We start from the raw sequence: 12,312 nt of genomic DNA on the forward strand, positions 1-12,312 counted from the left end.
GCTGTTCGCTTACCTGTTTATCGGTGGCTGGCGTCATAACTTTAGAAAAAAAGTGATCTGAAAAACACTCAGAAGGTGACCACCACTGATCCAACTGCGTTGACTTTACCCTGCACTGTCTTTCCTGACCGAATATTGACGAGCCTGATCATGTCTCCGAAGCTGCCATCTTGCAAGGCTCGGGCCATGGTTTTGATTTGCATGCTGCTATTTTCTGCACTGAGGGTCACCTGATCGCCTTTGCACACCACGCAAACCTGAGTGAGCCGTATTGGCTGACCCGGTTTGAGCTCCCGCTTGCTGCGCACGCCTATAAGGGGGGACGGATCGCTTAAATAGTCACCGCGGATCAGCGTCTGATCCTGATAGGCTAGGGTCAGCATGCCTTCGCTGAGGATGTCGCCCTTGGCCACCGGCGCCGAGACGGTCACATAAGGCTTCTGTATGCTGACCCGTACCGGCAGATAAATATCCCATGGCTTCTCCTCCTCGCATTTGAGGTAGACGGTGGTGTTGCGACGTACCTCCATTCTGGCGGGAAAACTGATGGTGAGATGTTGTTCGCAGCGGCTCAAGGGCAGGCGTTCATCGATGGAGGCGGCTTGCACCTGTGCTTGGGCATCGAGCGGAAGATCGAGCTGGCCGAGCACAAACTCTTGTGCCATTTCTTGCAGATAACTGGTCACCTCGGATGCCGTGGCGTGAGAAATGCCGCAAAACAGCAGTAAGGTGAGGAAAAGTCTACTAATCATTTTCGCTCGCAGGCCGATAAGTTGTTCACGCATATCACCATATTTAACTATGCTTGCTTCAGAATTCGTTCGTAGTGACATCGATAGTCTGACGCAAGCCAACACGCATGCATGATTAATGCCAAGCGTTTTTAGGGAGTGTTTATGGCCAGTATTCTGGACTCGGTCAACCAACGTACCCAACTGGTGGGACAAAACCGGTTGGAGTTATTGTTGTTTCGTCTCAATGGACGTCAAAGATTTGGCATCAACGTATTCAAAGTGCGTGAAGTGTTGCAATGTCCCTCCTTGACCGTCATGCCCAAGTTGAACTCCTGCATTCGTGGGGTTGCTCATATCCGTGGCCAGACTATTTCGGTGATCGATCTCAGCATGGCGGTAGGCAAGCGTCCTATCGAGGACCTGAGCAAGTGCTTCATCATTATTTCCGAGTACAACCGTTCAGTGCAGGGCTTCTTGGTGCACTCGGTCGAGCGCATCATCAACATGAACTGGGAATCCATTCTGCCCCCTCCAAAAGGGGCCGGGCGTATCAACTACATGACGGCGGTCACCGAGGTGGATGGCGAGCTGGTGGAGATCCTGGACGTTGAACGCATCCTCAACGAGATCTCTCCGGTGTCGACCGAGGTGAGTGCCGAGTTGGTGGATGCCAGTGCCGAGCACAATACTCATGGTCGCCCCGTGCTGGTGGCAGATGATTCCTCCGTTGCTCGCAAGCAGGTACAACGAGCCCTTGAGGCTATCGGCGTGCAGTGTGTGCTGGCCAAGGATGGACGTGAGGCGCTGAACATGTTGCTGGAGATGGCCAAGAATGGCCCCATCAAGGATCAGATTGCCCTGGTAATTTCGGACATCGAGATGCCGGAAATGGACGGTTATACTTTTACCGCCGAGATCCGCAACAATCCCAATCTCAAGGACTTACATGTTATTCTGCACACATCCCTCAGTGGGGTGTTCAATCAGGCCATGGTGCAGAAAGTCGGTGCGAACAATTTCATTGCCAAATTCCAACCGGATGAATTGGCCAAGGCCGTACAAGGCGCACTCTAATCAAGAAGAACAAACTGCATGAAGACACTTTCGGACGACTTATACAAACAATTCAGCAACTTTCTGGCGGTACAGAGCGGGATCGTGCTGGGTGACAACAAACAGTATCTGGTCAAGAGTCGGCTTTCGCCCTTGATGACTCAGTTTGGTATTGAGAGTCTGTCTGATCTGGTTACGCGAGCGATGAGTGTGCGTGAGCGCGATCTGAAAATGGCAGTAGTTGATGCCATGACTACCAACGAAACATTGTGGTTTCGGGATACCTATCCATTCCAGTTGCTGACGGACAAGATTTTTCCTGAACTCGGCAAGAGCGGTCGTCCAATCAAGATCTGGTCGGCAGCATCCTCGTCCGGCCAAGAACCCTATTCCATCGCCATGACGGCGCTGGAGCAGCAGGTCAAGAAGCCGGGCACCTTGCCTGGTGGCGTCCAGATTGTGGGAACGGATATTTCCAGCACCATGCTGAACCAGTGCAAGGAAGGGGTGTACGACAGCCTGGCGCTGGCTCGCGGCTTGTCGCCGGAGCGCAAGAAGCTCTTTTTCGAAGCGTATGGCGACAACAAGATGCGGGTGGTGGAGCGTGTCAGAAAATTGACCACCTTCCGGCCACTGAACCTGCTGGAGAGTTACAGTCTGCTCGGCAAGTTCGACATCATCTTCTGCCGCAACGTGCTCATCTATTTTGCGCCGGAAGTGAAGTCCAAGATCCTCAACCAGTTCGCAGCCAGTCTCAATCCCGGCGGTTATCTGATGTTGGGGGCTTCCGAGTCACTGGCCGGTCTGACCGACAGGTTCGAAATGGTCCGCTGCAATCCCGGCATCGTCTACAAAGTCAAATAATCCCCGCCTAAATCCCCTTTGGCACATCTCTTGCTAATAATTTATCAAGCAGGAGGTGTGCTATGGCAATTTCATTCGACAAGGCATTTGGTATTCATCAATACGCGCTGAGCGTTCGCTCCAAGCGTGCAGAGGTGTTGTCCAGCAACATTGCCAACGCGGATACCCCGGGTTTCAAGGCCAGGGATATCAACTTCTCACAGGCACTGGAAGAGGCCCAGCATCAGCAGGGGGTCGGTCTGGCGACGACCAGTGAGAAGCACTTTGCCTTGCAGTCGGATGCCCCTGGCCTGACGCAGTACCGCAATCCTCTGCAGCCCGACACCGGTGATGGCAACACGGTAGACGTGCAGCAGGAGCGCAGCGAGTTCTTGCGTAACAGCCTTGAGTACCAGACCTCCCTCGAATTTATGAATAGCAAGATCAGTGGCCTGCTGAAGGCGCTGAAAGGAGAACAGTAATGAGTTTGTTCAAGGTCTTTGACATTGCAGGCTCGGCCATGAGTGCACAGTCTGTTCGACTCAACACGGTGGCCAGCAACATGGCCAACGCCGACAGCGTCAGCTCCAGTGTGGAAAATACTTACCATGCCAGGCGGCCAATCTTTGCCGCTCAGCTGGATCAGGCCATGTCAGACAAGCAGGCATCCGTCGGGGTCGAGGTGAAGGGGATTGTCGAGAGCGAGGCGCCCTTGCTCAAGGAGTACAACCCGGGCCACCCCATGGCTGACAAGGATGGCTTTATTTTCAAGCCCAACGTCAACATGGTGGAAGAGATGGCAGACATGATCAACGCCTCACGCAGTTATCAGACAAATGTGCAGGTTGCCGATTCTGCCAAGAAGATGCTGCAGCAGACTCTTCAGCTTGGCAAGTCCTGATAGGGGTAAGCACAGATGGCAGATACAAGCAGTGTGAACGGCATCAGCCGTACCACAACCCAGACCACAGGCACGACAACGACCCCCAAGAAAGAACTGGATCAGGCGTCGTTTCTGAAGCTGCTGACCATGCAGCTCTCTTATCAGGATCCGTTCAAACCCGTCGATAACGCTCAGATGTTGTCCCAGATGACATCCATGTCGACCTCGGAAGGGATCACGAGTCTGTCGACCCAGATGGGCAACCTCAATACCTTGATGACCTCCAGCCAGGCGTTGCAGGCTTCCGCTCTGGTGGGGCAGAACGTACTGATCCCCTCCAATACCGGCTATCTGGAAAAAGATGGCAAGATCTCCGGGGTGGCGGCCGTCGGCGACAAGACAATGTCGAACGTGAAAATCACGGTGGAAGATGAAAAAGGGCAGGTTGTCAAGACATTCTCTCTTGATGGAGAACATCAGGGTAACGTGGCCTTCAGCTGGGATGGGACCGACAAGGACGGCAATCCCGTCAAAGAGGGCAAGTACCAGATTAAAGCGACCGGCACAGTGGCCGGCAAATCAGAGAGTATTTCGGCCTTGACCTATGGGCGAGTAGAAAGCGTCACCCTGGGTAATGGCACCTCTCCCACCTTGGTTAAATTGAAAGGACTTGGGGCCATTTCTCTGGGGGATATCCTGGAGATCGCCGGAACCAATTCAAACCAAACCACACCATCAACGACCAAGCCTACAGCATCGATCTAAGGAGCTGGATATGTCATTTAACAATGCCTTGAGCGGTGTCAACGCGGCACAAAAAGATCTGAACGTCACCGCCAACAACATTGCCAACGTCAACTCGATCGGCTTCAAGGAGTCGCGAGCCGAATTTGCCGATGTGTATGCGAACTCGATCTTCGTCAATGCCAAGACGCAAGTCGGTAATGGTGTGGCCACGGGGGCTGTTGCTCAGCAGTTCCATCAGGGGGCACTGCAATTCACCAACAACTCGCTGGATCTTGCCATTCAGGGCAACGGTTTCTTCGTGACCTCGGACGGTTTGACCAATCTGGATCGCACCTATACCCGGGCCGGGGCCTTCAAGCTCAACGAAAGCAGCTACATGGTCAACAATCAGGGCAACTATCTGCAGGGGTATGAAGTCAACTCAGACGGCACCCCCAAGGCGGTCAGCATCAATGCTACCAAGCCCATCCAAATCCCGGATCGGGCAGGTGAGCCCAAGCAGACGACCAAAATTGAGGCCAGTTTCAATCTCCAGTCCGATTCAACACCGCAGGCTGCCGGCACCTCGGCCACAGATGCTTCATCTTTTGACCCTATCAATGATCCAAAGAGTTACGCCTCATCCACCTCGGTGACCATCTATGACTCGTTGGGGACGCCCCATGTCATCACCCAATATTTCGTCAAGGAAGCCGACCCTGCGGATGTGACCAAGCCAGCAACGCCAACAACCTGGCGTATGTACATGTACGAGGACAAGAAGCCGATCGATGTGTCTGGTGGCGTCACCACAACCATGGCGACCGGTAAACCGGCTGCGCCATTGTGTGCGCAAGTCACCTTTGATAAAGATGGCAAAATGGTGACGCCCACAACGCCAGCCACCATCAAGACCATACCGCTTGGTACCCCGGGTGCGGGTATCATCAATAATGGTGCAGACGGTACTCAGCAGGTGGAAGTCCAGTTGGGCACTGTGACCCAGTTTTCTTCTCCGTTTGAAGTGAACAAATTGACTCAGGATGGTTCCACCGTTGGCCGTCTGACCAAGGTCGAGATCACCGCCGATGGCATCGTTTCGGCGACTTACAGCAACGCCACCACCTTGAAAGTGGCCATGGTCGCCATGGCCAAGTTCGCCAACTCGCAAGGGCTGACTCAGGTGGGTGATACCTCCTGGCGCCAGTCCCTGCTCTCCGGCGATGCTTTGCCCGGCACACCCAACTCGGGTACCTTCGGCAGCATCAAGTCCTCTTCGTTGGAGCAATCCAACGTGGACTTGACCTCCCAGCTGGTAAACCTGATCACGGCGCAGCGCAACTTCCAGGCCAACTCCCGTTCGCTGGAAGTGAACAGTTCGCTGCAGCAGACCATACTGCAGATCCGCTAAGTCACACCATGATGACAAGGGCGCCTCGGCGCCCTTTTTTTCCTCTGCTTCCTCCCGTTTTATCTCCTCTCTTGCATGCCTTAACCGCTATTGGCACTCAAATTGCAGTTCTCTCTTCAGAGTCATCAGTTTGACGGAGGATCCCATGGATCACCTGCTTTATATCGCCATGTCCGGGGCCAAGGAAAACATGAACAGCCTGGCTGTTCGAAGCAACAACCTGGCCAACGCCAACACAGTCGGTTTCAAGTCTGACTTCGAGCAGGCGCGCAGCATGCAGGCGTTTGGCGAAGGCTTGCCATCCCGGGTGTTCGCCATGACGGAGCGGCCGGGCCAGAATCTGGAGCACGGCATGCTGATGACCACGGGTCGGGATCTTGACGTGGCCGTTGACGGTCAAGGCTGGATCGCGGTGCAGGATCCCAAGGGAGGGGAAGCCTACACCCGTATGGGCAACCTGCAGCTGAGTGCGACCGGCAACCTGCAGACCTCTACCGGCCTCAATGTCGTGGATGACGGTGGTCAGCCCATAGTGCTGCCGCTACCAATGGAAAAAATTGAAATCAACCGGGACGGCACCATCAGTGGTCGTCCAGAAGGTGCTGCGCCCAGCTTGCCCGAGGATTTCCAGCGCATCAAGCTGGTCAAGCCCGCCGCCGATGCGGTGGAAAAAGGTCAGGATGGCCTGTTTCGCCGCAAGGATGGCAAAAATGAAGCTGCCTCTGCCAATGTCGGTCTCATCGCAGGTTCCCTCGAGGGGAGCAACGTCAATGTGGTGGACGAGATGACCAACCTTATCCGGTTGCAACGTCAGTTTGAAACTCAGGTCAAAATCATGAAGACCGCAGAAGAAAACGACGAAGCCCAAACCCAGCTGCTGCGTATCAGCTAATCAAGGAGTTTTAAATGAACCCTGCACTCTGGATCAGCAAGACCGGCTTGGATGCTCAGCAGACCAACATCGCGGTCACCTCGAACAACCTGGCGAACGCCAGCACCGTGGGTTACAAAAAATCCCGGGCCATATTTGAAGATCTGCTTTATCAAAATATCAACCAGCCGGGTGGCCGCTCGTCGGCGGATACCGAGCTCCCTTCCGGCTTGATGCTGGGGGCCGGTGCCAAGGTCGTTGCCACCCAGAAGAACCACAGTCAAGGCAACGTGCAGACCACGGACAACTCGCTGGATTTGATGATCAGCGGCCGTGGCTACTTCGAAATCCAGTTGCCTGATGGCAGCGCCGCCTATACCCGCAACGGTCAGTTTACCCTCAATGATGAAGGGACTATCGTCACCCCGGGCAACGGCTATCCGCTGCAACCCGAAATCCAGATCCCCGAGAATGCCCAGAGCGTGACCGTGGGCGAGGATGGGCAGGTCTCCGTGCAGCTCAAGGGGGACGGCGCCTCTCAGGTGGTGGGTCAGATCAACACCACGGACTTCGTCAACGCCTCCGGCCTGCAACCCATGGGGGAGAACATGTTTGTCGAAACCCAGTCCAGCGGCGCTCCCATTCAGGGGACTGCCGGGGCGGACGGGCTCGGCGTCATCAAGCAGGGCATGCTGGAAACGTCCAACGTCAACGTGACCGAAGAGCTGGTCAACCTGATCCAGGCCCAGCGGGTCTACGAGATGAACTCCAAGGTTCTCTCGGCGGTGGATGGCATGATGTCCTTCCTGATCCAGCGTACATAAGTGGGTGATGGATGCCATGATCTCATTTTTGATCCCGCGCACATCGGTAGGAGGCGCATGATGAAAGCCATATGGATGCTGGGGCTGTTGGCGCTGGGGGGCTGCAGCAGTACTCCCAACACGGCCAAGCCAGATGATCCCGAATTCTCCCCGGTGTACGGGGAATCGGAGCCCGTCTCCGTCAGACCGACCGGGGCCATTTTTCAGCCGGATCAGGCTAACGGCATCTATTCGGACATCAAGGCGCACAGGGTGGGCGACATCATCACCATTGAGTTGTCCGAGTCGACCTCTGCCTCCAAGAAGGCCAATACCCAAAGTGGCAAGGACAACAAGCTGAGCATGGAGCCTGTCACGCTGGGCGGTGTGCCGGTCACGGCAGGTCCTTATGATCTGTCGGCGTCGCTGGGCCAGAACAGCGCTTTCAAAGGGCAGGCCAAGGCGGATCAGAGCAACAGTCTGCAGGGCAATATCTCGGTCAGCGTGGCCAAGGTGCTGCCCAACGGCAACCTGATAGTGCGCGGCGAGAAGTGGATCATGCTCAACAATGGCAACGAATATATCCGGATTACCGGCATGATCCGCCCCGAAGATGTGACGTCCGAAAACAGCGTGTCGTCACAACGGGTCGCCAATGCCCGTATCCATTACGGCGGTACCGGTGACCTGGCCAACAGTCAGGAACAGGGGTGGCTTACCAGCTTTTTCAATGGCCCCTGGTGGCCGCTCTAGGAGATGTTATGAAGTCACTCCGTCTTGTGACCCTGCTCTGCTGCCTGATGCCCTTGGGGATGGCCTATGCCTCCCGTATCAAGGACATCAGCTCGGTGGACGGGGTACGTAGCAACCAGTTGATCGGCTACGGTCTGGTCGTCGGCTTGCCCGGCACCGGCGAGAAGAACAACGCTTTCACCGAACAGACCTTCCGTACCATGCTCAACAACTTCGGCATCAAGGTGCCGGACAACATCAAGCCCAAGATCAAGGACGTGGCGCCGGTGGCCATTCATGCGGAGCTGCCTCCGTTTTCCAAGCCGGGCCAGACCATAGATGTGACGGTATCGGCCATCGGCGAGGCCAAGAGTCTGCGGGGCGGCACCCTGCTGCAAAGCTTCCTGAAAGGGCTGGATGGTCGAGTCTATGCGGTGGCACAGGGTAGTCTGGTGGTGGGTGGTCTGGGCGCCGAAGGCGCCGATGGCTCCAAGGTGGTGGTCAATACGCCGACCGTGGGCCGCATCGCCAACGGTGCGACCGTGGAGCGGGAAGTGCCGAACTCTTTCAGCCAGGGCGATACCATTACCTTCAACCTCAATCGACCCGATTTCACCACAGCTCGCCGGCTGGCGGATGTGGTCAACGATCTGGTGGGCCCCAACACGGCACAGGCACTTGATGCGACTTCAATCAAGGTCTATGCGCCGCGGGATCCTGGGCAACGGGTCTCCTACCTCGCCACCATCGAGAATCTGGAAGTGGATCCGGCCAGCGAGGCTGCCAAGATCATCGTCAACTCCCGTACCGGTACCATCGTCATCGGCAGTCAGGTGCGACTCAAGCCGGCGGCCATCAGCCATGGCGGGTTAACAGTCACAATTGCTGAAAACAAACAAGTTTCTCAACCTAACCCGCTTGCAGGGGGACAGACCACAGTCACCAACAATTCCACCATCAATATACAGCAGGAGCAGGGGCGCATGTTCAAGCTGGATACCGGTGCGACTCTGGATGATCTGGTGAGAGCGGTGAATCAGGTCGGGGTGGCTCCCGGCGATCTGATGGCGATCCTCGAGGCGTTGCAGCAAGCCGGCGCCATCGAAGGTCAGCTGATCATACTGTAACAAGCGGCAAGGGGTTGCCACGGGCGGCAATGAGGTAAGCAAAATGGCAGAATTCGACACCAGCAGCGGCGCGAACATGGGGATGGTGCAGGATATCCAGAACCTGGATCGTCTGCGCCAGTTGAGCCAGAGCAAAGAGGGCAAAGCCGATGCGCTCATGGCGGCCTCTCGCCAGTTTGAGTCCATCTTCACCCAGACTCTGTTTCAGGGCATGCGTCAGGCCAACCAGGCGCTGACTCAGGACAACCCCATGAACAGCAGTTATACCCAGTTCTATGAAGGCATGCTGGACGAACAGCGGGTGGCCGACATGACCAGCAAGGGCGGCATGGGACTGGCCGAGATGGTGGCCAAACAGCTCTCTCCAGAGACCTTTACCCGTCATGATGGACGTGTGCTAAAGATGCCGCAGCGCACCGAACGAGTCTACAAGCCCTATCAGCCCCCTACCTCTGCCCCTCACGATCTTATCTCTGCCTCAAAAGTTGGCAAAGATTTTGCTGATAACGAAATGAGTGCTGACGCTCAAGCGTTGAAAGTGCCACGCCGTCCCCATCGCAGTGTTCCTCCTATGGGGGCAGCACAAGGGATACAAGATGTGCAGACGACCAAAGCGCTGGACAAGACGGCACAAGTGTTTGAAACCCCGGAAGAGTTCGTCAATCGTCTGATGCCGCTTGCCAAGAAGGCGGCGGACAAGCTGGGGTTGAGCCCGGCGGTGCTGGTGGCTCAGGCGGCGCTGGAAAGCGGTTGGGGCAAGCGAGTGATCAAGGACGGGGAAGGGCAGATGACCCATAACCTGTTCGGCATCAAGGCCGATCCCCGCTGGGAAGGCCCCAAGGCGGTGGTCAGCACTCTGGAATATGAGAAAGGGGTAGCCTCGCGCCAGAAGGCGTCGTTTCGCTCCTACGAGTCGTTTGAAGATAGCTTCAACGATTATGTCGATTTCCTGACCTCGGGTTCCCGTTACAAGGGGGCCCTGGCCAAGGCGGACAGTCCGGATCACTATTTTGAGGCCTTGCAACAGGCTGGATATGCCACCGATCCCCAGTACGCCAGGAAACTGAAACAGGTATTGCGCAGTGATGCCATTGCCCAATACACAGAAATGGAGTTGTAAGTCATGGCAAGCGATCTGCTTGGAATTGGTACCTCGGGTGTGATGGCCCAGCAGCGGTTGCTGCAGACCACCAGTAACAACATAGTGAACGTCAATAGCCAGGGCTATGTGCGTGAACGGACCCTGGTTTATACCAATGCCAGCGGATTGGGGGCGGGCGACATGCTGACCGAACGGGTCATCAATGCCTATGCCCAGGGTGAAGTACGCCGCGACACCTCCGCCTACTTTGCCTCTTCTACCCGCTACGAGCAGCTCTCCAATACAGATTCACTGCTGGGGGATACCAGCAACAGTGTCGGTGCCGCCATCAGCTCCTATTTTGAAGCGTTTCATACAGCTAACGAAGCACCCGCCGATGTCTCAGGGCGCAAGACCACCCTGAGCGAGCTCGGCGGCATGGTCAATCGCTTTCATACCTTGTCTGCCCAGCTGGACAAGCAGTCCGATACCATCAACACCACCATAGGTGACGAGACCAAACGGGTGAACAGCCTGATCAACAGCATCAACGATCTGAACCAGGCCATCGTCCGTACCCAGGGGTCACCGGAAGAGAACCTGATGCTGTTCGATCAGCGGGATGAAGCTATCCGCCAGCTCTCTGAAAAAATGGAGATCCGCACCGTGCCTCAGGCCAATGGCAGCATGCTGGTCAACATGAGCACGGGTCATTCGCTGGTACTCAATGGCAGTGTGGCCCAGTTCAATATTGTATCGGGCAACCCTGACTCCCGGGAATCCGAGTTGCAGCTGACCATGGGCACCAACAAGAGCACGATCAATCAGGATGATATCGGTGGCGGGATTGGCGGTCTGTTCTCCGCCCGCAACGATCTGGAGCCTGCCAAGCGTGAGCTGGGCCAATTGGCCGCTGCCATGGCCGATGCCATGAATCAGCAAAACCGGTTGGGCATGGATCTGGACAATGAGCTGGGGGGGGATCTTTTCTCCCTCGAGGCGAGCGACGGTCTGCCTTATGACCAGAATACCGGCACGGGGGCCGCCAAAGTCAGCTTTGTACCCGGCAAAGGCAGTGAGGTGACCACCTTTGATTACGAGGTGCAGTTCAGCAGCGCCACAGGTTATGAGGTGTTCTCGCTGGACAAGGATGGCAATCGTACTTCGCTGGCCACTGGTACGACCCCCCCCGCCACGTTCCAGGTGCCCGGTCATGGCATCGAGATCGATCTGTCCGGTACGCCGGCGGCGGGTGACAGGATCCTGTTGCAACCAACCAAGCGGGCGGCTGCGGGATTGGGGCAGCTTGCTACCCGTCCGGAAGATCTGGCGCTGGCCTCTCCCCTCAAGGCGGACAAGGGCAAGAACAACTTCGGTTCTGCCGAGATCAAGATCAATGGGATCTTCAACACCAGCACGGGCTCGGGTTTTGGTACCAATACGCTGGATCCGGCCTCGCCTCAGATAGTGAAGATCGACAACAGCGGCAACTACGAGGTCTATGCGGCGGATGGCACTACCCTCATCGGGGTCGCTCCGGCGTCCAGCAAGGGTCAGAATCTGATGTCCGCGATCGTCAATCCCTTCCCGGCCGGCACCAATGTCTATGCGGATCCCAAACAGACACCGGGTTATGAGTTCAGCATCAATGGCTCGGTGCAGCCCAAAGACAGTTTTACCCTGAGTTACAATCAGGATGGGTTTGCCGACAACGCCAACGGCTTGGCGCTGGCGGAGCTGCAAAACAAGGATCTGGTGCGCAAGAGCAGCAATGCCGGAACCGGCAGTGACAAGATGACCTTCAACGAGGCTTACACCGGCTTGGTGACAGGGGTGGGCAACAGTACTAGCCAGGCCAAGACATTGCTCAAGGCCAACGAGGCGAAATTGACCCAGAGTACCAATATTTTCGAGAGTGTCTCCGGCGTGAGTCTCGAGGAGGAGGCGGCCAATCTTATCCGCTATCAGCAGTCTTATGCGGCATCGGCCCAGATTGTCAGCACCGCCAAGACCATTTTCGACACCCTGTTGTCATCAGTGAGGTAAGC

At 56.0% G+C, this 12,312-nt stretch carries 13 protein-coding genes; 12 read left to right on the forward strand and 1 reads right to left on the reverse strand.

From position 1 onward, the window contains the following. Positions 1-68: 68 nt before the first annotated feature. Positions 69-674 (reverse strand): flagellar basal body P-ring formation chaperone FlgA, encoded by a 606-nt coding sequence (flgA, locus tag ACW5XD_RS16255; RefSeq protein WP_456495821.1) that lies wholly within the window; start codon positions 672-674, stop codon positions 69-71. A 222-nt stretch (positions 675-896) separates the two neighbouring features. Between flgA and ACW5XD_RS16260 the strand changes: the two genes are divergently transcribed. From ACW5XD_RS16260 to ACW5XD_RS16315, 12 genes are all read left to right on the forward strand, one after another. Next, positions 897-1,808: a chemotaxis protein CheV gene (locus tag ACW5XD_RS16260; protein WP_042870567.1), complete on the forward strand. Its 912-nt coding sequence runs from the start codon at positions 897-899 to the stop codon at positions 1,806-1,808. An 18-nt stretch (positions 1,809-1,826) separates the two neighbouring features. Then, complete coding sequence (locus tag ACW5XD_RS16265) at positions 1,827-2,651, forward strand: CheR family methyltransferase (RefSeq protein ID WP_043137538.1); 825 nt, start codon at positions 1,827-1,829, stop codon at positions 2,649-2,651. Positions 2,652-2,713: 62 nt separating this feature from the next. Further along, on the forward strand, positions 2,714-3,112 hold the full coding sequence (flgB, locus tag ACW5XD_RS16270; RefSeq protein WP_456495748.1) for a flagellar basal body rod protein FlgB: 399 nt from the start codon (positions 2,714-2,716) through the stop codon (positions 3,110-3,112). Further along, positions 3,112-3,531, forward strand: coding sequence for a flagellar basal body rod protein FlgC (flgC, locus tag ACW5XD_RS16275; protein ID WP_042870559.1), 420 nt, complete (start codon positions 3,112-3,114; stop codon positions 3,529-3,531). Before flgB ends, flgC begins: the two co-directional genes overlap by 1 nt. A gap of 15 nt (positions 3,532-3,546) precedes the next feature. Continuing rightward, positions 3,547-4,278: a flagellar hook assembly protein FlgD gene (locus ACW5XD_RS16280; protein ID WP_456495749.1), complete on the forward strand. Its 732-nt coding sequence runs from the start codon at positions 3,547-3,549 to the stop codon at positions 4,276-4,278. A 10-nt stretch (positions 4,279-4,288) separates the two neighbouring features. Then, positions 4,289-5,650: a flagellar hook protein FlgE gene (gene flgE / locus ACW5XD_RS16285; RefSeq protein ID WP_456495750.1), complete on the forward strand. Its 1,362-nt coding sequence runs from the start codon at positions 4,289-4,291 to the stop codon at positions 5,648-5,650. Between the two features lie 145 nt (positions 5,651-5,795). After that, complete coding sequence (gene flgF / locus ACW5XD_RS16290; protein WP_456495751.1) at positions 5,796-6,542, forward strand: flagellar basal-body rod protein FlgF; 747 nt, start codon at positions 5,796-5,798, stop codon at positions 6,540-6,542. A gap of 14 nt (positions 6,543-6,556) precedes the next feature. Then, positions 6,557-7,345, forward strand: a complete 789-nt coding sequence (flgG, locus tag ACW5XD_RS16295; RefSeq protein WP_456495752.1) for a flagellar basal-body rod protein FlgG — start codon at positions 6,557-6,559, stop codon at positions 7,343-7,345. A gap of 60 nt (positions 7,346-7,405) precedes the next feature. Next, a complete protein-coding gene (gene flgH / locus ACW5XD_RS16300) occupies positions 7,406-8,077 on the forward strand; it encodes a flagellar basal body L-ring protein FlgH (RefSeq protein ID WP_456495753.1) in 672 nt (223 codons plus the stop codon). 8 nt (positions 8,078-8,085) lie between these two features. Next, positions 8,086-9,183: a flagellar basal body P-ring protein FlgI gene (locus ACW5XD_RS16305; protein WP_456495754.1), complete on the forward strand. Its 1,098-nt coding sequence runs from the start codon at positions 8,086-8,088 to the stop codon at positions 9,181-9,183. Between the two features lie 43 nt (positions 9,184-9,226). Beyond that, positions 9,227-10,303: a flagellar assembly peptidoglycan hydrolase FlgJ gene (gene flgJ, locus ACW5XD_RS16310; protein WP_456495755.1), complete on the forward strand. Its 1,077-nt coding sequence runs from the start codon at positions 9,227-9,229 to the stop codon at positions 10,301-10,303. Between the two features lie 3 nt (positions 10,304-10,306). Next, a complete protein-coding gene (locus ACW5XD_RS16315; RefSeq protein ID WP_456495756.1) occupies positions 10,307-12,310 on the forward strand; it encodes a FlgK family flagellar hook-associated protein in 2,004 nt (667 codons plus the stop codon). Positions 12,311-12,312: the final 2 nt, after the last annotated feature.

The sequence above is a fragment of the Aeromonas enterica genome, from assembly GCF_054052465.1.